At 41.2% G+C, this 22,349-nt stretch carries 12 protein-coding genes and 1 tRNA gene; 10 read left to right on the top strand and 3 right to left on the bottom strand.

The annotated features are described in order from the left end of the window. Positions 1-24: 24 nt before the first annotated feature. From DFQ12_RS18260 to DFQ12_RS18230, 7 genes are all read left to right on the top strand, one after another. Positions 25-3,393 (top strand): tetratricopeptide repeat protein, encoded by a 3,369-nt coding sequence (locus DFQ12_RS18260; RefSeq protein WP_120260466.1) that lies wholly within the window; start codon positions 25-27, stop codon positions 3,391-3,393. An 8-nt stretch (positions 3,394-3,401) separates the two neighbouring features. Further along, positions 3,402-6,191, top strand: coding sequence for a sugar-binding domain-containing protein (locus DFQ12_RS18255; protein ID WP_120260465.1), 2,790 nt, complete (start codon positions 3,402-3,404; stop codon positions 6,189-6,191). A 253-nt stretch (positions 6,192-6,444) separates the two neighbouring features. Next, on the top strand, positions 6,445-7,023 hold the full coding sequence (locus DFQ12_RS18250) for an RNA polymerase sigma factor (RefSeq protein ID WP_120260464.1): 579 nt from the start codon (positions 6,445-6,447) through the stop codon (positions 7,021-7,023). 83 nt (positions 7,024-7,106) lie between these two features. Continuing rightward, the gene (locus DFQ12_RS18245) at positions 7,107-8,276 is read left to right on the top strand and encodes a FecR family protein (protein ID WP_120260463.1); all 1,170 of its coding nucleotides are present in this window, start codon (positions 7,107-7,109) and stop codon (positions 8,274-8,276) included. A 180-nt stretch (positions 8,277-8,456) separates the two neighbouring features. Then, complete coding sequence (locus tag DFQ12_RS18240) at positions 8,457-11,753, top strand: TonB-dependent receptor (protein ID WP_167457303.1); 3,297 nt, start codon at positions 8,457-8,459, stop codon at positions 11,751-11,753. 8 nt (positions 11,754-11,761) lie between these two features. Then, a complete protein-coding gene (locus tag DFQ12_RS18235) occupies positions 11,762-13,603 on the top strand; it encodes a RagB/SusD family nutrient uptake outer membrane protein (RefSeq protein ID WP_208642581.1) in 1,842 nt (613 codons plus the stop codon). A gap of 25 nt (positions 13,604-13,628) precedes the next feature. Beyond that, entirely contained in the window at positions 13,629-14,978 is a 1,350-nt protein-coding gene (locus DFQ12_RS18230) for a BT_3987 domain-containing protein (RefSeq protein WP_167457302.1), read from the top strand. Positions 14,979-15,573: 595 nt separating this feature from the next. Here the strand turns inward: DFQ12_RS18230 and DFQ12_RS18225 are convergent. Beyond that, positions 15,574-15,648: transfer RNA gene (locus tag DFQ12_RS18225), tRNA-Glu, on the bottom strand. Positions 15,649-15,759: 111 nt separating this feature from the next. Continuing rightward, the gene (locus tag DFQ12_RS18220) at positions 15,760-16,401 is read right to left on the bottom strand and encodes a 4'-phosphopantetheinyl transferase family protein (RefSeq protein WP_120260459.1); all 642 of its coding nucleotides are present in this window, start codon (positions 16,399-16,401) and stop codon (positions 15,760-15,762) included. A gap of 311 nt (positions 16,402-16,712) precedes the next feature. On the opposite strand from DFQ12_RS18220, the gene dcd reads away from it, so the two are divergent. Together dcd and DFQ12_RS18210 are read left to right on the top strand one after the other, a co-directional pair. Then, positions 16,713-17,249 carry a dCTP deaminase gene (dcd, locus tag DFQ12_RS18215; RefSeq protein WP_120260458.1) on the top strand — a complete coding sequence of 179 codons (537 nt, stop codon included), beginning with the start codon at positions 16,713-16,715 and terminating at the stop codon, positions 17,247-17,249. 1 nt (position 17,250) lies between these two features. Further along, on the top strand, positions 17,251-18,360 hold the full coding sequence (locus DFQ12_RS18210; protein WP_120260457.1) for an MBL fold metallo-hydrolase: 1,110 nt from the start codon (positions 17,251-17,253) through the stop codon (positions 18,358-18,360). Here DFQ12_RS18210 and DFQ12_RS18205 read toward each other — a convergent pair whose 3' ends face one another. Beyond that, positions 18,361-19,599: a glycosyltransferase gene (locus tag DFQ12_RS18205; RefSeq protein ID WP_120260456.1), complete on the bottom strand. Its 1,239-nt coding sequence runs from the start codon at positions 19,597-19,599 to the stop codon at positions 18,361-18,363. Positions 19,600-19,720: 121 nt separating this feature from the next. Between DFQ12_RS18205 and DFQ12_RS18200 the strand changes: the two genes are divergently transcribed. Then, positions 19,721-22,315 (top strand): phosphatidylglycerol lysyltransferase domain-containing protein, encoded by a 2,595-nt coding sequence (locus DFQ12_RS18200; RefSeq protein ID WP_120260455.1) that lies wholly within the window; start codon positions 19,721-19,723, stop codon positions 22,313-22,315. Positions 22,316-22,349 lie beyond the last annotated feature (34 nt).

Raw genomic sequence — 22,349 nt, 5'->3', positions numbered from 1 at the left:
TATAACCTAATAGCTCTTTAGAACATGACAGAATTGACACGTTACCTGATTAAATCTACAGTCGATCAGCGCGGCATAGTAAAAGTTTGGGAGGAACCTGTGGCGATACCAACCTACGAGGTTGGTACGATGGAAAAAAATCCGATTTTTGCTGAAAAACGTGTATACCAAGGTAGCTCAGGTGTGGTATATCCTTATCCCATTATTGAAAAAATTAGTGATGAGAAACAGGATAAGATCTATCAGGCACTATTTATTGAAAATGAATATATCAAAGTGATGATTCTGCCTGAACTCGGCGGAAGGATCCACATGGCCTATGATAAAGTCAGAGAACGGCATTTTGTTTATTATAATGAGGTAATAAAGCCGGCTCTGGTAGGGCTTACAGGCCCTTGGATTTCTGGTGGAATCGAATTCAATTGGCCTCAGCATCACCGGCCAACAACCTTTATGCCAACAGAATATTTAGTTGAGCATAATGCAGATGGCAGTGTGACCGTATGGTGCAATGAAATCGAACGCATGTTTCGCATGAAAGCCATGCAGGGATTTACACTTTATCCCGACAAAGCCTATATTGAAATAAAAGTGCAAGTCTATAACCGCACGGCCTTACCGCAAACTTTCCTCTGGTGGGCCAATCCAGCTGTTGTCGTCAATGATGACTATTACTCTGTTTTTCCACCCGATGTAAACGCTGTTTTTGATCATGGCAAAAGGGAAGTTTCAACATTTCCGATCGCGACAGGAACCTATTATAAATACGATTATTCAGCTGGAGTTGATATAGCACAATACAAAAATATTCCTGTTCCGACATCCTATATGGCCATCCAATCAAAATATAATTTTGTGGGAGGTTACGAAGCCGGAGACACCAATGCGGGGATGTTGCACGTTGCGGACCACCACATTTCTCCGGGAAAGAAACAATGGACATGGGGTAACGGTGATTTTGGTTTAGCTTGGGACCGGAATCTGACAGACGAAAATGGTCCATATATCGAATTAATGGCAGGTGTTTACACCGACAATCAACCTGATTTTGCTTGGTTACAGCCTTATGAGGTGAAATCATGGTCACAATATTTTATGCCCTACGCGGCTGTTGGTCATGTGAAGAATGCAACGAAAGATCTTGTCCTCAATATGGAGGTCCATCAGCAGCGTGCCGACATTATTCTATACGCAACAGCTGCATTTGAAGGGCTTAATATTGTTCTGAGGGATAAGCAAGGGCGAATATATCTCGAGGAAAAGATCCATTGTTCCCCCCGTGATATTTATAAACAAACTGTTTCCGATTTGCAGAGTGATCCATTTGATTTGATTCTATCGGTTTATGATAGTGATCAAAATGAAATGTTGCATTATCAATTGGAAAAACGAAAAGATATTACAGATATCCCAGAACCGGCTCAAGCTGCGTCAATACCAGAGGATGTTCAATCTGTGGAGGAATTGTTCCTGACAGGACAGCATCTTGAACAATATCGGCACGCAACCTATAGCCCTGTGGATTACTATCTTGAGGCATTACGACGGGATCCGCATGATGCACGATGTAACAATGCAATGGGTGCTCTTCTATTGAGAAATGGAAAGATCGCCGAATCCATCCCTTACTTCCGTACCGCAATTGCGCGACTTACCGAACGTAATCCAAATCCTTACGATGGCGAGGCCTATTATAATCTAGGCTTAGCTTTACAATTATCCGGTGAGCTGGAAGTTGCCTATGCCGCTTTTTACAAGGCAACCTGGAATGCTGCCTGGCAGGATGCCGGTTATTTTGGTCTTGCACAGATAGATGCAACGCGTGGACAGTGGGAGGTTGCTCTGGAAAAAATAGAATGTTCAATAAACCGAAATTGGAAGCATCATAAAGCCCGGCAATTAAAAACTTCGATTTTAAGAAAACTGGAGCGGGTAGATGAAGCGTTGGGTTACATTAAAGATTCTCTGGAAATAGATCCATTTAATATGGGCTGTCAATTTGAATGGTACTTGCTGACAAAGGACGAGACTATATTATCGCCTATTCTAGATTTATGTAAAGTCAATGTACAGAGTGTGGTGGAATATGCGTTGGATTTTGCTCAAGCTGGTCTGTATGAAGAAGCCATCCAGTTATTGGAAAAAACAATCGATGATCCGCAAACGGTATATCCAATGATATATTATGCACTGGGTTATTTTAACGCCTGTATCGGACAAAATGATCAAGCAAAAGCCTATTATGACAAAGCTCGTATCATGGACCCGACTTATTGCTTCCCAAATCGGTTGGAAGAGATCGTTATACTTCAGGATGCAATCCTGCACAATAATGACGATGCAAAAGCATATTACTACCTGGGGAATCTATGGTACGGCAAGAGACAACATCAAGATGCGGTAGACTGCTGGGAGCAAGCAATACAATTGGATCAACAATTCCCTACCGTTTTCCGGAATCTGGCTCTGGCCTATTATAATCGAATGGGGCGAAAAGAGGAGGCTGTTGCTTTGCTTGAAAAAGCATTTGCATTGGATGAGACAGATGCGCGGTTGCTGATGGAACTTCACCAGCTTTATAAGAAACAAGGATACAATTACGCGGAAAGATTGACGCTATTGGATCGCTATGCAGATCTTGTCGTTAGTCGAGATGATCTTTTCTTGGAACGGATTACACTTTTCAATCTTCTGGGACGATACGAAGAGGCTCGGCAGTTATTGGCTTCCCGACAGTTTAAACCTTGGGAAGGCGGAGAGGGGAAGGTGTCCCGTCAATATACTATCTGTCATCTGGAACTGGCCAAAGAAAGATTAAAAGCCAATGATCCGAAGAGTGCCTTAGCCCTGTTGACAGCTATTGACAGCTATCCGCATAATCTTGGTGAGGGCAAACTGACTACAATGGAGGAAAACGATATTTATTACTACAAAGGTGTTGCATACCGTTCATTGGGAAATGAGGAGGAGGCAACAGCCTATCTCATCAAAGCTACGCAGGGAGCTCAGGAACCCCAACAGGCTCTTTTTTATAATGATCCACAACCGGACAAGATCTTTTTTCAAGGATTGGCTTGGCTTGAGCTCAAACAAGAAGAAAAAGCTGAACAATGTTTCCAAAGTCTAATTAATCATGGTAAAACCTATTTGGACAGACCTTTTAAAATCGATTATTTTGCGGTTTCATTGCCCGATATGGATATCTGGGAGGATGATCTCGACTATAAAAATAGGATTCATTGTTTATATGTAATGGGGTTGGGTTACTTAGGTAAAGGAAATTCGGGTCTGGCTAAGGAATATCTTGCACAGGTGAGGCAATTAGAGCCCAATCATCAGGGTTGTTTATCAATACTACGCTCTTTTATAGCGGAAGTCACCCCAAATAATTAAATTCAGACATGCATCGTTATCTCATTTTATTGCTTGCTCTTCTACAGAGCTACTGCGTTTTGGCAGTTGGAGGACATCAGCTCAATCTTGCCGGACAATGGAGTGTACAACTTGACCCCGAGGATGTGGGTGCGAAGAACGGTTGGACTAATAGGTCTTTCACAACACCCATTAAATTACCTGGGACAACTGACGATGCAGGACTGGGAACTGCGAATAGCTTAACACCGGCGCTTACAAAACCCCAACTTTCACATCTGACAAGGAAACATCGGTATGTGGGGGCAGCCTGGTACAGCAAGGAGCTATTTATTCCAAAAGGCTGGGCGGGTAAAGAAATGATCCTGAAACTGGAGCGGATTATATGGGAATCCAATGTATGGGTTGACGGAGTGGAAATTCCGCAAAAACAGCACAGTCTGATAGGTTCACATGAATTTGATTTAAGTTCTTTTTTAAAGGCTGGGAAAAAGCATCGTCTGACTATCCGCATTGATAACCGCAAGAAGTTGGCGATCAGTGTCGATGACATGGCACATGCCTATACGGATCATACCCAGATTATGTGGAACGGAATGATCGGTTCGATGTACATTGAAGCAATGGATCGGGTTCATATCAAGCAAGTAATTACTTTTCCGATTTTGACAGCAAAATGTGTAGACCTAAAGGTAGTTCTTTCAAATAAAACACAAAGAAATACCAATAGTACACTCCGGGTAAGAACCAGATTTAAGGGTGAGAGCAAGTATCTTCCGACGATAGAAAAGGAGGTTTTATTAGCCCCTGGTGATTCCACCATACAATTAAGCTATGATCTGGGCGCGAATATCCGGTCATGGAGCGAATTTTCACCAAATCTCTATGACGTAGAAGTGGTGTGCCGCTCGAATGAGGGAGTCAATGTGATGAGTACATCATTTGGTATGCGTGAATTGTCAAGGGAGGGAACGGTCATGAAAATCAATGGGCAGCCTCTGTTTCTTCGGGGGACATTGGAATGCAGTATTTTTCCGTTGACAGGGCATCCCCCAATGGACAAAGCAGGATGGAAGAAGGTCTTTTTGACTGCAAAGGAATGGGGACTCAATCATTTACGGTTCCATTCTTGGTGCCCTCCGGAAGCTGCTTTTGCTGTAGCTGATGAAATGGGGTTCTATCTTCAGGTCGAATTGCCTATCTGGGAAAATAATGCTGGTAAGGATGATGCAGTGCTACGTTTTTTATATGAGGAAGCTGATAAGATGATCAGGCAATATGGCAATCATCCATCGTTTTGCTTTTGGAGTATGGGAAATGAGCTGAGTGGTGACTTCGATACCCTTAACGCACTGGTAAAAAAACTGAAAGAGAAAGATAAGAGACATCTATATACGGCGACATCATTTACTTTTCAACAAGGACATGGAATTGTCGGTGAACCTTTTGACGATTTTCTGATTACGCAGTGGACGGCAAAAGGTTGGGTGAGAGGACAGGGGGTCTTTAATAGTGAACCTCCTGTCTTTAATAAAAATTACAGCGCTTCATTGGATGGCGTTTCGATTCCTGTGGTTACTCATGAGATCGGACAATATGCTGTTTATCCCAATTTGGCGGAGATCAAAAAGTATACTGGCGTTTTAAAGCCGTTAAACTTTATTGCTGTAGCCGAAGATCTGAAACGCAAGGGTTTATTGCATAAAGCGAAGGCATATACCATGTCGTCAGGCAAGTTGGCAGCAATTCTCTATAAAGAAGAGCTGGAACGGGCCTTAAAAACACCAGGCATCAGCGGTTATCAATTATTGGATCTCCATGATTTCCCGGGCCAAGGCACGGCTTTGGTGGGGCTATTGGATGCCTTTTGGGATAGTAAGAACATTCTTTCGGCAGCTGAATTTAGACAGTTTTGTGCACCAGTAGTTCCCTTGCTCCAGTTTTCCAAAGCCGTATATACCAATGATGAAGTATTTGAGGGGATTTTAGACATCAGCAATTATGGAGTTGCAGCATTGAGCGATCAGTTGGTCGAGTGGTCTATGAAAGATGGTACGAAAACTGTTGCAAAAGGTCACTTTCAAACAGTCGTAGGTCAGGGGTACAACGGGAATGTAGGCCGTTTTGAAGTGCCACTGCAGGCTATACAACAAGCTAAAAAGTTGACAGTTCATATTAATCTCAAAGGCACGAGCTATGAAAATCATTGGAATATATGGGTGTATCCTAACGAAAATCAAATTGATTTTGCTGATGTAAGCTATACAAGGGAGCTGGACGAAGCTTTACGGCTGTTGCAGGCAGGTAAAAAGGTCCTTTTAAATCCTGATTGGAAAAAAATTACAGGTATTGAAGGCAAGTTTGTTCCGGTATTTTGGAGCCCTGTACATTTTCCGAAGCAAGCTGGGACAATGGGATTGCTCTGTGATCCAAAACACCCTGTATTCGCTGATTTTCCGACAGAGGGACATACCGACTGGCAGTGGTGGGACCTACAGATCAAATCGACAACAATGTTGATGGATCAGATCAAAGGTGGCGAAACCCTTGTAGAGATGATAGATAATTTTGCAAACAATAGAAAATTAGCTTCGCTATTTGAGGGGACAGTGGGGAATGGTAAACTAATGGTCGCCTCATTTGATCTCACGACTGATTTGGACCAGCGACCTGTTGCAAAACAGATGTTGCAATCCATACTCACCTACATGAAAAGTTCTAAGTTTGGGCCAAAAGTTATCGAAAATCCTGAGGTATTGCAGAAGATTTTACAATATAAAGAATTGCAGGAAAAGGCTGCTCCCGGTGCTATTTATTAGTCTGATATATTCAGGTTAAAATCTGTATATCAATAAGTTTGGTGAAAAAAAACGGAGTTGCAGGACTTGGGCGAAACAAAAAAATAATATATATATAATATAAGCTGATGCGCAAGTAATTTATTTTTATGAGAAAATGAAACTTTAAATAAAAAAAGGCGGTGCTGTTGAAATAATTGCTAAATTGTCTCAATAAACTGATTTTACCGGAAAAGAAAAACGACCAATATACTGAAGCGTTGGGACTTGGGTTATGAGAAAAGAATTTTATGAAGCTAATTTGGTTCAGGATCTCGCTATGGGAAGTGAGGCCGCTTTGCTACAGTTTTACCAGCTGTATGCAGATCGAATCTTTGATGTTTCCTTTCATTTGTTGAAAGATACGGGATGGAGCGAAGATATTGTGCAGGAGGTGTTTGTTAAGCTGTGGACCAATCGTATGAGCATAAAACAGGATGTAGATCTTTGGCCATTTCTATATGTTTTGGCCAAAAGAGAGTGCTTTAACAAACTAAGGAGTATTAAGCGATCACATGCTGCTTTTGAACTATTAGCATATCACATCGAAAGCCAATCGGAGACCGCTGATCGAATGGTCGAACGAAAAGAGCTGTCCGAAGAAATTGAGGGTTACCTTTCCCAGTTACCTGCTCAACAAAAACTTATATTTACCTTGAGCAGGGTCGATGAAGTTCCCTCTCAACAAATAGCTGAAGAACTAAACCTCTCTAAAAACACGGTAAAAAATCATCTTGCCAGAGCATCAAAATCACTGAAACAGGCCCGATCTGGAAGAAACCTGTTATTATCCCTATTTTTTTATTTTTTTTAAAAAAAGAATATTTCATGTAGTCCTTTTTTGCTCTTGTGGTGTACTGTCTAAAATAAACTTAGAAAGTACGAACCAATTTGACCATGCAAGAAGAAAGACTACGCTATTTGCTGACCAATTATTTCCGAAATACAATCTCGCGGACTGAGTTAAAAGAGATGTTAGATAAATTGGATGATCTGGATGAATCCCAGTTTTCATCTCTCTTTGAGCGTATGGAGGAGGAGATCCCAGTTCGTTCAGAACTATTTGACAGGGATAGTGTGGCCAGGCAGCTCTCCCATCGTATTCAAGAAAATAAAGAAGAATCAGCAGACAGTGGAAGAAATAGAATAAACTATGTCAAGTGGGGGAGTTTAGCCGCTGCGGTTGTTCTTTTTTGTTTTTCGATCGTATACTTTGTAAAGCGTGAAGCGGCGCCAATAACACATCCCAAACAGGTTTTAACGAATGAGATCGCTCTCCCTGATGGGAATGCCCCCATACTTACACTGTCTACAGGTGAGCAATATTCGATTTCTGCCGATAATCCCGAGTCGTTGGACAAGGGTAATCTGACTATTGTTAGAGACAGCGATGGAACGTTGCTATATCAACTGAAACATGGTGAGCGTGGTTCTGAAAAACGGACATTTCATAGCCCCAAAGGGAGTGCTTTGACACTACAACTGATTGATGGGACAAAGGTACATTTGAATTCAGGATCCAGTTTAACTTACCCCGTACATTTTGAGACCGCCAATAGATTAGTTTTCTTAGATGGTGAGGCCTATTTTGATGTCGCCCATGATCCCGCGAAGCCCTTTATCGTAGAAACAAAGCAAACACGGATTAAAGTCCTGGGAACACAGTTTAATGTGTCATCCGATTTAACCAAAACCAAAACTCTGACGACTTTGATCAAAGGTAAAGTAGAGGTTAGCTTGGGCGGCACGCATAAAATTCTAGCCCCGGGTATGCAAGCGGAGTCAGATCCACAACAACAGCAGATCGTATTGAAGCAGGCCGATCTAAAAGAGATCTTGGCTTGGCGCGATGGCTTTTTCCGCTTTACAGAAGATGATATAGAAACAGTGCTTCAAAAAGTAAAAGAATGGTATGATATCAAGGAGATCACGATACAATCGACTTCAACAGATACATTTACTGCTATGATGAAAAGAACCAAGAAGCTTTCAGATTTACTCAAGCAGCTCGAAAAGACATCCAATTATAAATTTAAAATTCAGGATGGGAGGGTCCTTGTTATGTGACAATACGAGATGAAGCTAAAAGTAATCGGAAGTGCTCGTAACACTCCCGATCGATGCTTAGCAATTAAATAGACCTAATTGAGTTATAAACCATTTAACACCAAACTTATACAAATGTATAAAAGGAACAGCAAAAGTTGCTTTTTTAAACAGAAATTCTTTGTAAAAGCATTTATCAGGATGAAAGTATGTATACTAATCCTCGTCATCTCCATGGTGCATGTCCATGCAGCTAGCTTTGGTCAACAAGTAACCTTGGATATAAAAAACGGACATTTGGTGGATGTCCTGGATGAGATTCAAAAACAAACGGGGTACGAATTTTTGTACAATAATAAATTAATCGATAAACAGAAGCGGGTGACCATTAAAGCAAAAAATAGAAACTTTAAGGAGGTCCTGCAAGAGTTTTTGACCGAAAGAAATCTCGCTTATGAGCTAAATCTTAATACGGTATTGATCGTTGCAAAACCAGCATCGTCTAACCTGCCACAAAGTGTCGCTCGAGTACAGAAAAAAAAGATTGCTGGGGTCGTTTCAGATGCAAAGGGGAATGCATTGGAGAGCGTCACCGTTGCGGTTAAAGGGACAAGTGTAGCAACAAAGACCGATGCACAGGGACGATATACCTTGGAAATAGAAGATCAGCACAAGACACTTGTGTTTTCCTTGGTGGGCTATCAACCTATCGAACAGCCTATCGGAAACTCAACCCAAGTAAACGTAACATTGGAAGCTGCGGTCAGAGATCTAGAGGAAGCTGTTGTTGTTGCTTACGGAAAACAGCGTAAAATCAGTGTAATAGGTGCTATTAGTAGTGTCTCACCACAACAGTTAAAAAGCCCCGTTGCGAAAATCAGTAGTTCATTGGCTGGACAAATGGCGGGAGTCGTTACTGTACAAGGCTCCGGTGAACCTGGATCGGCGACATCATTTTGGATACGGGGAGTCAGTAGTTTCGCTGGAAGTAACAGTCCATTGATCTTGGTCGATGGAATCGAACGTCCCATGGATTTAGTTGACCCTGAGGATGTGGAATCATTTTCCGTTTTAAAAGATGCGACAGCCACCGCTGTCTACGGGGTAAGAGGTGCCAATGGCATTGTGATCATCACAACAAAGCGAGGAAAAAAAAGTGCCAAACCAACAATCAATGCACGTGTAGAACGTGGTATGCTGGAACCCATACGACTACCAAAACTGGCCAATGCCGCACAATGGTTGGACTATTATCACGATCTTAATTATGAACAATCTGGTGTGGCACCACTATCGCCAGAGGAGATCAACAAGCATATAAATAAGTTAGATCCGGATGTATACCCTAATGTGGATTGGATGCAGGAAATATTTAAGAAAAGAACGTCCAATGGCAGGCTCAACATGAATGTCACTGGAGGTGGAGATTTTATTAAGTATTATGTGTCGGGTTCCTATATGAAAGAAAATGGGATTTTTCAACCTCGAAAGACATCCAACTATGATCCTTCTGTGAATTTCGACCGAATCAATTTCCGGTCAAATGTAGACATTAGGCTTTCACCTTCGACCGAAGTCAATTTAAATCTTTCCAATCAGTTTGAAACAAAGAATCGTTTAGGAGTGGATTTAGGAACCATGTATGATATCATCCTGCATACCACCCCCGTGGCCACTCCAACGCAATTTTCGACAGGAGCCTATGCAATGAGTCCCTATTATTTTCTAAATACAACAGGGTATTCGAAAGATTTTTGGAATAATGCCCAGTCCTTGGTTGGAATAACGCAGGATTTCTCTGAATTAATCACGCCCGGATTAAGAACCAATGTCAAATTTTCTTGGGATGCGAAGAACTCTACATCTTTGGATAGGCGGAAGAATCCAGTCACCTATTATGTAGACAAGAAGAATGCACGGGACAGCGATGGAAATCTTATTTTGATAGATAATGGTGCGGGAAGCGACTATTTCGAACTGGAAGACTTTCATTCTGGCGAACGGGCGATTAACTTTGAAAGTTCTCTGATGTATGATCGGCTGTTCGCTGACAAACATCGTTTAGGTGGGCTATTCTTATTTTCTATGCGCGAGCGAACGAATAATTTTCCAAGTAAAAATTACATTGCAGCGCTTCCTTATCGTAATACTGGGATTGCCTCCCGCCTAACTTATTCATATCAGGACCGCTATTTTATTGAAGGAAACTTTGGCTATAATGGATCGGAAAATTTTGCGCCCAAAAAGCGTTTCGGATTCTTTCCGTCCTTGGCAATGGGCTACGTGTTGAGTAATGAATCGTTCTTTAAACCGTTATTGCCGGTGATAAATTTCCTAAAGATACGGGGATCCATTGGTAAGATCGGTAGTGATAAGATTGATGGGCGCCGCCGATTTGCCTATAACTCGGAGATGGAAGATCGTGGTGGATATACATTTGGCTTAGCAGGGAAGAAAATACTGACTGGAATTGCAACAGGTTATCCAGGAAATCCATTGGTCGCCTGGGAAAGCGCTTTGAAGCGCAATATTGGCGTGGAATTAACCATGTTCAATAAGTTGACGATTCAGGCGGATTATTTTGCCGAGAAACGTGAAGGGATTTATATTCCACAAGAAAGTGTTCCATCTATCGTCGGAGTTAATATAAAGCCGTTAGTGAATATCGGTAAAATGGAGAATAAAGGGATAGAAGGTTCTTTGGAATTTAACCATCATCAAGGAGATTTCGGCCTTCAGGTTCGGGGTAATATCACTTATAATCGCAACAAAAAAATCTTTGATGATAAACCCACCCCGATATGGGCCTACCAATCGGATATAGGACAACGTTGGGGGCAGCAACGTGGTCTAATCGCGATGAGTTTGTTTCAGTCGGAGGAGGAAATCGCACATAGTCCAGTACAAAAATTTAGCCCTCCACGTCCGGGAGATTTGAAGTACCGAGATATCAACGGCGATGGGCAGATATCTTCTGAAGATATGGTCGCTATCGGTGATACCGATATGCCGCAGTTGACGTATGGTTTTGGAACAAGTGTATCTTGGAGAGGTTTCGATATTGCAGCATTTTTTCACGGTGTGGGGGATATCACCCGGATTATTGCGGGAGGACCTTTGTACGGACAGACGGGCAATATCTGGAATTCGGGACAAATTTATGCAGATGTTGCGGATAACCGCTGGAGTGCTGATAATCCCAATCCAAATGCGCTCTACCCACGCCTGTCGCTTAACATTGCAAATAATTCCCAAGCATCAACATGGTGGCAGCGGGACATGAGTTTTATCCGCTTAAAGAATTTGGAGTTTGGCTATACATTGCCCAAACAATGGATTGAAAAATGGAAGTTATCCTCCCTGCGTTTGTATGCACAAGGAGTGAATGTCTTTACATTCAGTAAATTCAAGTTATGGGATCCTGAACTGGAAACAGTGTCCGGAAGCAGCTACCCGCAAATGCGTGTATTTAATATTGGTCTAAGTGTGATATTTTAACTGAAAAAATGATGAAAAAATATATTTACCTCCTGTCTTGTCTTTTGGTGCCATTTTTCTTTGGGGCATGCAGCAAGTATTTAGATGTCGATCTGGCCAATCAAAAAACCCTCGATGAGACGTTTATGAAGCGTATTACAACTGAGAGATATCTAGCTCAGGTATATGGTTATCTACCCGTTGAGCATGATCTGTTTAATAGTGAAGGGGGGAATGTCCCGCTGAGTGATGAAGCGCTATTTTCTTGGGTGGCTTGGGTGCCCTGGCTCAACTTCGCTAATGGAGGATGGGGTGTTACCACGGATGAATATGCGACTTGGGTACATAATTATCAAGGGATCAACCAGGCGACCGTTTTTATCAATAATATTGATAAAAACGTGGAATTAGATGAATCAACCAAAAGCATTATGAAGGCAGAAGCGAGATTCTTACGCGCGTATTTTTATTACTTGCTATTAAGACGCTATGGACCAGTATATATTTGGGGTGATCGAGCTGCTGATGATAAAATCGACGCTAGGTCAGTGGATCGAATGCCTTTGCAAGCCAATGTAGATTTTATTCTCTCCGAATTTGATAAGTCAACAGCGGTATTGCCTCGGGAGATTACAGATCAGGCATGGTATGGTCGCCTGACAAAAGGTGCCGTCATGGCTGCAAAATCGGAACTGTTATTGTATATGGCACGTCCCTTATTTAATGGCGCAAAATTATATGTTGGAATGAAGAATAAAAGCGGAGAATTCTTGTTTCCTCAGACTACCAATCCCACTAAATGGGAGCTGGCGGCCAAAGCGGCCAAAGATGTGATTGATTTAAATCTGTATGCACTGTATCAGGACAATAAAGAGACAAATTCCTTTCGTCGAGCTATAAAGTCTTATATGGGTATTTATTTCGAAAAATGGAATTCAGAAACTATTTGGGGCCGCTGGTCAGACGATGGCTTTAATTATAATGTCCGTACAGCTCCGCCCCGGGTAGTGACAACGGGCTGGGGTGGATATGCGCCATCATTGAAATTAGTAGATGGTTATCCCATGGCAAGTTCTGGACGATATCCGGTAACAGGGTATAGTGCCAATGGCCAACCGATTATCGATGAAAAATCGGGGTATCAAGAAACGGGATTTACAGATAACTATGTCCATCCATTGGACAATTTTGGGAACTTCAAAGCTCATAACAGTTGTGTGGGACGTGATGCCCGCTTCTACGCCTCTATTTTGGCTAATGGAATGTACTGGATCAATACATTACATGGCATGAAGAAGGTTACGTTTTTTGATGGCGGAACATCAACCTATACCACAACAGGTGACTGTGTAAAATCTGGGTACCTTTGGCGAAGAATGAGTGACCCGACAAATGATATCGAGTCGGGAAACTGGGGGCAGTTTGCTTGGCCCTATTATCGCCTTGCTGAGATATACCTCAATTATGCAGAAGCATGTAATGAAAAACCAAACCGGGATGAAGCGGAAGCGTTGCGCTATGTCAATCTGGTGCGTGAACGTAGTGGATTGAATAAAATGGAGGTCGCTTATCCTGAAGTATTAGGAAATAAGGAGTTGCTTCGGGTATTGCTCCGCAAAGAACGGATGGTAGAAATGGCTTTTGAGGGGCATCGCTATCCGGATCTAAGAACTTGGATGATCGCAGAGCAGGAAATGAACGAACCTTATTACACGCGTAATGTTGCCGCCAAAACGTATGAAGCCTCATGGGAAAGAACGAAAGATGTTTTTCCTGGAAGACGAGTTTTTCAGCCAAAGCATTATTTCTTTCCGATACATCAAAAGCAATTGAGCGAGATGGTCAACATTACACAGAACTATGGATGGTAGTGCAAATTTACTAATACTGAAGAAGATGAGAAATTATATATCCTATTGTGTCTTCCTGTTGGCATTTGCCCTGATTCTTGGATGTCAGAAGGATGATCGAATGAATAATATGGTCGATGATACCATTTATTTCAGAGACTTTAAAGAAAATAAAATAACTGTATTTGACTGGGGAAAGTTTGATTACAATGTGACCGTTGTGAAAGCTGGAATTGGGCAGAAGGAAGCGAAGGTGAACTTTAAAATTGATGAAGCATATCTGGCTGATTATAATGCTCGAGAAGGAACAAATTATAGACTGCTTCCAGCAGATTGTTATACAATGGGTAATTCTGTTTTAACATTTGGGGATAAAGACACGCAGCGAGATGTTCCATTTATCTTCGATACTGAGAAAATAAAAGCGCTACAAGGTAAATACAAAGAGCAATATGTGCTTCCCTGCCGTATTGAATCTGAGGGTGGCTTGTTGCAGCCGCTTAAGCCAGAGATGGGAGTCGTCTTACTAATACCTATTGTCAAGGATCCTTTTTTGGAGTTTATCTCGCCGGGATTGCAACTTGATCTGGTCAAATTGACGCCAACAAGTGCCGAACAGATAAAAGGGGAGGCAGGGGTCGCAACAAACTATCCTAATCAGTGGAGTCTTGATTATGAAATCGAGGAGTATCCAGCTGCTTTAGATGCATATAATGCAACCATAAAGGAGGAAGACAAGGATAAACGATTGAAATTGCTTCCAAAGGCAGCTTATCAGTTACCGCAGATGCCCTATAAAGTTGGAGAGAAGAAAAATAAGGCGACCTTTGATTTTACGATCATTAAAAAGGGGCTTGTTAGTGGAACCACAAATTTATTTGGAGAATATGCCTTGCCTTTACGGATTAAATCTGTTTCAAAAAATAGTATTAATCCAGAAGCGTCAACCATATTGATACCCGTTTCATTTCAACCGCCAGATATCGCCCGTACAGGATGGAAGGTTATTCAGGCTTCATCCGAATGGATCGGTGGCGGTGAAAAGGAGAACATTCTGGATGGTAAAACAGAGACCTTTTGGCATAACGTATGGGTGGGGGGAGAACCGCCATTACCTCATTTCTTAATCATTGATTTGGGTAAAGAGCACGAAATGATGGCAATTGAGCTCATAAGACGAGCCAACAATGACCTGAAAACGGTATTATTTGAGGTTAGCACCGATAATAAAACCTATATTCCGGTAGGTAAAGTTGACTTTGGTACAAATAATCCAAAACATACACTTATGACCAATATTCCGACGACGAAAGCACGTTATTTGAAATGTATTGTTACTGAGAGTAACCGTCCACCTTCATCTGCTATCGCCGAAGTATATGTAAAGGGGCTGTAGCGATATTTGATATTTATCGTATTATCTACAGGTAGATTGTTAGTATAGGGCTGTTCGAAAAAAATCGAATGGCCCTATTTTTCTTTAGGGGGAATGTGTTAGGTCTTAAACAAAAAGCACAATAACTTATACCCTTAGACTATTTCGTTATGTAATAAAGAAGATTTGCAAAGCAATAACTTCTATTTGTTAAGCAAAAAAGTGTTTTTGTTAAACAAATAAAATCTGCGTTTATAGGTTGTAAATGCATAAAATAACCTTTTTTTAAATAAGTGGGGGTCAAATTGAGCCAAAAATCAAGTGTTCTTCCAATAATTTTGGCCCGATTTGATCCGCTATAAAAATCTTGAATCAGTTGTCGTGGTTACTTTCATGTGTGTGATAAATAAATTTCGCATTTCGCTGACCAAAATTTTATTTTTTCCAATGTCATATGGTTACATCGAAAAAATGGTCACGGTGTTCTTATTGATTTTTATGGGTCTTGTTCAAAATTTGTCGAGGAGATAAAAAATAATGAGATATCTGCGTATTGGTATCTATTCAAATGGGACCAAAAAAAAAATCCTGCAAATTTTGTTTGCAGGATTTTTTTTGGTAGCCCGTAGGGGAATCGAACCCCTGTTTCAAGAATGAAAATCTTGCGTCCTAACCCCTAGACGAACGGGCCATTTCCTTTGTGATGCTGCAAATATAGAAGCTTTTTCAATAAGCACAAAAAAAAAGTGCGCTTACATCGCTAATTCGCTGAAATTGAGAAAAATTATTTTTTTAAGCGACCTTAGCCAACAGCATATGCAAGCATATATTCATTGAATTTTTCATAATGTACCTCAAAAGTCTGGTGGGTCTGGTTGCTGTCCAGATCAAGTTTCAAGACACCTTGTTTTTGGTATTCGAAGGGTTGTATGGTCATGTTGTTTAAGAAAGAGACACCTGAATTCCCCTGAAGTTTATAGATTGCCTCTTTGGCACACCAACAGGCATACAACTGCTCGTATCGTGTATCCCCCTGTGAAATAAAAGCAAGTTCAACGGGTTTGAGAAACTTATGCTGGATCCGTTCAACTTTCGTCTTGATAATTTCCATATCTATCCCTACTTCTCCTTCGGTACTTATCATTGCTGCGGCATAGTCAAAAGAGTGCGAAAGTGATATTTTCTGCGGGAAATTGGCAAGGTAAGGTTTACCGTTAGCATCAGAAGGGCAGTCAATATAACGTGAAGTATTTAGTAAGGTCCGCAACAACACACGCGTAGCAAGCCAATGTAAGCGCCGCTTCCCCTTATTAAAAGAAGCTAATTTGGCCTTCTCACGCTCATCCAACTGAAGTTTGGACAACAAATCATCATCCGATTCTTCAATCCGCCAAATGGCAAATTTGGTTTGGCTATCTATTTCACGTAAATACACTAGACTCATACCCAAATTTAAAAAACAAATCGCAAATTATCGCACACTCAATGCCAAGCGATTTGAAAAGTTGATTAGCATGTCTGAAAAGAAGAGGACAAAATCAATTTGAGCGGATTGCTGAGATTAGCGTTAATAGCATTTGAAAAACGGGCTGCCGCTCGTCTTTGAAATGATCAAATGAGGCTGATCCGAACCCGACGGAGTGAATTATCAATAAAAACGAGCACTTTAAATAAAAAATAGCATAAAAATTTGTGTGAGAACCGTATTTTTGAATTTATATAGCATGGCCTGATGCTCTTGCTATCTTGATACACATGATTTTATCGGATAAAAGAATTCTTGAAGAAATTGAAAATGGCAGCATTGTCATTCAACCATTTGATCGTAAGTGCTTAGGAACAAATTCCTACGATGTGCATTTGGGTAAATATTTGGCAACTTATGCCGATCGCGTTTTGGATGCCAAAAAACACAATGAAATTAATCATTTTGAAATTCCAGAGGAGGGTTTTGTATTGGAACCTAATACCCTTTATTTAGGCGTCACTCAGGAGTATACAGAAACGCACAAACATGTTCCTTTTTTGGAAGGAAAATCGAGTACTGGTCGTTTGGGAATTGACATCCATGCGACAGCTGGTAAAGGTGATGTGGGCTTTTGCAATACATGGACATTGGAGATATCTGTTGCACAACCCGTGAGAGTCTATGCAGGTATGCCAATCGGTCAATTGATTTATTTTGCTGTAGAAGGCGAGATAGAGACTTTTTACAATACAAAGGGTAATGCAAAATATAATGGTAAGACTATCCGTCCTGTCGAATCCATGATGTGGAAGAATAGTTTTTAAAATGAAAAACGTCGGATGGATTATTTTAGGGATGCTATTGATTGTCTTAGTCAGTGGGTTGCTCTATTATTTTGTCCATCCGATGTTTGGCGGAAGTTTTAAAGGTGCGCGATTGGAGCGGATGAAGCAATCGCCTAATTTCAGAAATGGTGTATTTCATAATCTTGAGGTGACACCATCCTTGAAGAGTGATGTAAACATCGTCTCTTTAATGTGGGATTTTCTTTTCAACAAAAAACCGGGACTGAAGCCATCGGGTGTATTACCAGCCATGAAATGTGATCTAAAAAATCTGCCGTCACAGGATATTCTGGTCTGGTTTGGTCACTCATCCTACCTCCTGAAGATTGATGGTAAATTATTGCTTGTAGACCCTGTATTCAGTGACAACGCTTCGCCCGTTCCGGGGAGCAACAAAGCATTTAAAATCGCTGTGGATTATACTGCGGCAGACTTCCCCAAAATAGATTATTTATTTATCTCCCATGATCATTATGATCATCTTGATTATGGGACCATAATCAAACTGCGTGAGAAGGTCGGTCAGGTCATCTGTGGTTTGGGGGTGGGAGCGCATTTCGAATCCTGGGGTTATAAAGCAGAACAAATTGTCGAAGGCGATTGGTATGATCAGATAAATCTTGTGCCTGATTTTCAGGTAACTTTTACGCCCGCTAGACATTTTTCCGGACGTAGAGTCACGAGAAACAATACCCTTTGGACTTCCTTCGTCCTGAAGACTTCAAAATATAATTTATTTTTAGGAGGCGATAGTGGTTATGGAAAACATTTTAAGACAATCGGTGAACGGTTTGGTCCATTTGACCTGGCTATTTTAGAAAATGGGCAGTACAATGATGCTTGGCATTATATTCACTCTTTACCCGAAGAATGGGGCCTTGAAACCAAAGATCTACAAGCCAAAGTTACACTGCCTGTCCACTCTTCAAAATTTGCTTTGGCCATGCACGGATGGAAAGAGCCAATGGAAAAGTTTTATGAAACTGCTCAAAAGGAACATAGTAAACTTATTACCCCAAAGATAGGAGAACTGGTTCATCTGAATAAATTGGATACTGTATATTCCCCTTGGTGGCGGGAGGTTAATTAATTATTGCTTGTTCTTTTCAGCAATCCACAACGACATATATTTTGTGCTCTGTACCGTATGATGCAGGAGTATCTGGCTAATAAAATTCTGCTGCCGATGTTTATCCAATTGTACTTTAAGTAAAGATAGATTGGTCATGAAATCCGCTTGATATTTTCGTTTTTCATAACGCTCGTTGATAATACGAATACCGTTAGTCTGTGCTGTTTTCCAGGTGATCTCATCGTTATAAAGTTCCACTGTTTTTTGACAGAATATCTCAGGCTCATCTTCAATAAAGCCATCCCAGCTTAGGTTACCTCTCATCGCTTCAGCACCAATGGACGTTGTGATGGAGGGAGTCCCCGTTTGCATGGCATCGATAAATTTGCCCTTTACACCAGCGCCAAATTGGATTGGAGCAACCAGTAGTCTGTAATTGGACATAGTGAGCTTTGCAGAATCAGCTCTTCCTTTGATATGAAAATTCTCCCGGGGGTTATGCAGCTGAAGTACTTTTTGGGTGGGATAAGCCCCATAAATGTGTAATTCTACTTTCGGAAGCATTTTCCGAAGAATTGGCCAAACTGTTGTCTTTAGATATTGCACGGTATGCCAGTTTGGCTCATGGATGAAGTTGCCAATAAATAGCAGGTCTTTTCGCTCTTCAAATGGTTTCCAGGCATTAATATCGGTAGCAGTAATCTCATTTTCAAGAAAAGGGAGATAATATAGAATATCGGGTGAAATGCGGAATACTTCTGTTAGAATTTTCATTTCGGACTCCGAAATGATTAATGATAAATCGCATCGTAATATCGAAGCAATTTCTCTTTTTGCTGTGTCGGTAAATAATTCCTCGAAGGAAAAATCGTCTTTGTTTTTAATACAAGTTTGTCGCGCTTGTCTTAAGAAATGGAGATCCTCGGTGTCAAGTATCCGTAGAGCATCAGGACATTGCTGAGCCACCCGCCAACCATATTGTTCCTCCACCATAAAGCGGTCAAAGACAACAATGTCCGGTTGTAGCGCTGCAATAAATCCGTCAAAACTATCACTGTTCAATACAATGGATTGTTCATCAACACCTAACGGTTTTAATGCGGCACTATAGGGAGACTTCGCGGCGGCGGAAGCAAATGTAATTTGATAGGAACGATCCAGGAATGTCTCGATCAGTTGCATCATCCGAAAGCCGGCAGCTGATGATGTTGGCTCTGGCCACACCAGTCCGATAAACAAAACCCTTTTCTCTTTCATGGGCGAAAATTACAGATTAATGTCAAAAGAATTGACGAAAACTTAACAATTTATCATTTTCAAACGATTAGCTTTATTTCGTGTTTATAATACGGTTGGTTATTATACAATAAACGATAATATGGGCAAGACTATTGTTCAACGCATTCGACATTTTTCGCCAAAGACCTATTGGAAGGAGCTAATAGCTGTTTTGGTCATTTTGTTAGCCTTTGTTTTTTTTAGAAATGAAAGAAAAGAGCTAGCCGCCATTATTCCACAGTTAAAGGCGGCAGATCTGACTTGGGTTTCGGTCGGCATTGGTATAACCCTGCTCTATGTCCTATTGCAAGGCCTGATGTATGTGCAGAGTTTCAAAGCCATTGGTCTTTCAATCAGTTTGAAAATTGCCATAGATCTATTCTTAAAAAGAAACCTGCTCAGTGTATTCCTCCCAGCAGGTGGTATTAGTTCACTCGCCTATACCACCACGCAGTTGCGAAAGAGAAATCTAAATACGACACAGATTCATCAGGCTGGTGCCCTCTATGGTTATGTGGGACTACTAACCGTTTTTCTGATCGGTGTCCCTGTGATATTATATACCATTTGGGACAATAAAAATTTTGGAGATGCTTGGATTTCATTACTGATTTTGGGAGTGCTTTTGGCCGTTGTGTTTTGGTTGGTATGGTCCTTTCGTACGCATAAAGGGATCTATCGGTGGGTAGAATTAAAATTTCCGGCAGTTGCCTCCAATATAGACGAGATATTTTCTGGAGAAGTGAAGATGAAATATCTCTTGGGGACGGTATTGGCTTCAATCGTCGTGGAGTGCTGTGGGATAGCGCATGCTTTTGTCAGTATGTATGCTTTGGGCTTGGATCATTCCTTTGAGGCGGCAGCTATCGCCTATACGGTATCAGTGGTTTTGATGATTGTATCCCCTTTTTTGAGAGGATTGGGGGCGGTGGAACTAACTATGCTATATATCTTCAAAGCATACGGCTACGGTCAGGCCGAAGGTTTGGGTATAACCATTCTTTATCGGGTATTCGAATTCTGGCTGCCGTTATTGTTAGGATTAATCGCTTTCGCTTGGCGCGGTAGGCAGCTTTTAGCGCGTGTAGGACCAGCCTTGCTGATCTTCTTTTTGGGTATGGTCAACATTGTTTCGGTACTGACGCCTCCGTTGGCGGATCGCATGAAGCTAGATCGGTTTTATTTACCTCTCGAAGCTATCCACGCATCTAAGTTTATGGTATTTGTTCTGGGAGTAGGTTTATTGGTTACCTCAGCCTATTTGATCAAGGGCTTTCGCGTGGCATTCTGGATAGCTGTTGTGTTCAGTGCGCTTTCTTTATTTGGACATGTGTTTAAAGCATTGGACTATGAGGAAGCATCAGTAGCCCTGTTGACCCTTATCTTTTTGGGGATTAGCTATAAACAGTATCCAATTAAAAGTAATATTCGCTGGATCAGGATTGGATTCGTAACATTTGCGGTCGGATTGATTGGGGTCTGTTTATTTGAAATATTAAGCTTTTACTTTATTGATAAACAACATTTTGGTATTGAGTTTACTTGGCGACAGTCTATTTATCATACCGTAAGAAGTTTTCTGTTATTCGCTGATGATGATTTGATGCCACATACCAATTTTGGACAGGAATTCCTGCGGATTACGCAAGTTTTGGGGATTTTTTGCTGGTTTCTACTCATCTATGCGTTGGCCCGCCCGCGCTTGATTGCCGATGAGGATTCAAGTAAGTCTGAATTAGAACGGGCACAACAGCTGTTGGACGAATTTGGGCAATCACCGATGGATTTTTTCAAATTGGGGAAGGACAAGTATCTTTTTTTCTCTGAGATTTCTGAGGGTTTTACAGCTTATCGACTAGCAAATGAGTTTGCAATTGTATTGGATGAGCCAGTCTGTGAACAAGGCGATAAAGAAGAACTGGTTGAGGAGTTTGATCGGTATTGTTATGCAAATGGATTAAAAGCTATTTATTATCGGGTTGATGAAAATAGTCTGGTTCATTTCTCATCGCTTCGAAAACAGAAGATAACGATCGGCCAAGAGGCTGTTTTGGAATTAGAGACATTTACACTGGAAGGAAAGGACCGTAAATCACTTCGTAATGGACTTAATGCAATTCAGAAAAAAGGGTTTACCACGGCAGTATTGAAAGCGCCGCAGCAACTAGAGATGTTGGAAGAGCTTAAGGCCATTTCTGACGAATGGCTGAGAGAATTTGATAAAAAAGAAATGGTCTTTTCACAGGGGATGTTCAATGCCGAAACGCTCGTCGAGCAGGATATTATTGTCCTTAAAAATGATAGCGACAAAATCGTGGCCTTCCTGAATATTATTCCTGATTATGCCAAGGATGAATGTACGTATGATATGATCCGAAAGTCGCTGGAAGCACCAGGAGGCAGTATGGATGCACTAATAGTTGAGATGATCAGCTATGCAAAAGCCCAAAATTATAGTTATTTGAATATGGGAATGGTTCCCATGACTGGGTTGGAAACAACAGATAGTCCGGCAGAAAAGATTATGAAATTTGCTTCCACACGGTTGGGAAACTTCAAACATTATCATAGTTTGCGCGATTTTAAAGAGAAATATGCGACCTTTTGGGAAAACAAATACCTTATCTTTGATAATGATTTTGATCTGATACAGCTCCCTATTGCATTAGTTAAGGTGATGAAACCTAATGATTAATATACTTTGGAGCCTTATTTAGCAAGTATTACTG

It is taken from the genome of Sphingobacterium detergens (assembly GCF_003610355.1).
GTDB classification, from domain to species: Bacteria; Bacteroidota; Bacteroidia; order Sphingobacteriales; family Sphingobacteriaceae; genus Sphingobacterium; species Sphingobacterium detergens.
This window is presented reverse-complemented; position numbering and strand designations above follow the sequence as displayed.

Bases quoted from the DNA above. Each gene is read 5' to 3' on its own strand.
- DFQ12_RS18260 (WP_120260466.1), top strand. From the start codon at position 25: ATGACAGAATTGACACGTTACCTGATTAAATCTACAGTCGATCAGCGC.
- DFQ12_RS18255 (WP_120260465.1), top strand. From the start codon at position 3,402: ATGCATCGTTATCTCATTTTATTGCTTGCTCTTCTACAGAGCTACTGC.
- DFQ12_RS18250 (WP_120260464.1), top strand. From the start codon at position 6,445: ATGAGAAAAGAATTTTATGAAGCTAATTTGGTTCAGGATCTCGCTATG.
- DFQ12_RS18245 (WP_120260463.1), top strand. From the start codon at position 7,107: ATGCAAGAAGAAAGACTACGCTATTTGCTGACCAATTATTTCCGAAAT.
- DFQ12_RS18240 (WP_167457303.1), top strand. From the start codon at position 8,457: ATGAAAGTATGTATACTAATCCTCGTCATCTCCATGGTGCATGTCCAT.
- DFQ12_RS18235 (WP_208642581.1), top strand. From the start codon at position 11,762: ATGATGAAAAAATATATTTACCTCCTGTCTTGTCTTTTGGTGCCATTT.
- DFQ12_RS18230 (WP_167457302.1), top strand. From the start codon at position 13,629: ATGAGAAATTATATATCCTATTGTGTCTTCCTGTTGGCATTTGCCCTG.
- DFQ12_RS18220 (WP_120260459.1), bottom strand. From the start codon at position 16,401: ATGAGTCTAGTGTATTTACGTGAAATAGATAGCCAAACCAAATTTGCC.
- dcd (WP_120260458.1), top strand. From the start codon at position 16,713: ATGATTTTATCGGATAAAAGAATTCTTGAAGAAATTGAAAATGGCAGC.
- DFQ12_RS18210 (WP_120260457.1), top strand. From the start codon at position 17,251: ATGAAAAACGTCGGATGGATTATTTTAGGGATGCTATTGATTGTCTTA.
- DFQ12_RS18205 (WP_120260456.1), bottom strand. From the start codon at position 19,599: ATGAAAGAGAAAAGGGTTTTGTTTATCGGACTGGTGTGGCCAGAGCCA.
- DFQ12_RS18200 (WP_120260455.1), top strand. From the start codon at position 19,721: ATGGGCAAGACTATTGTTCAACGCATTCGACATTTTTCGCCAAAGACC.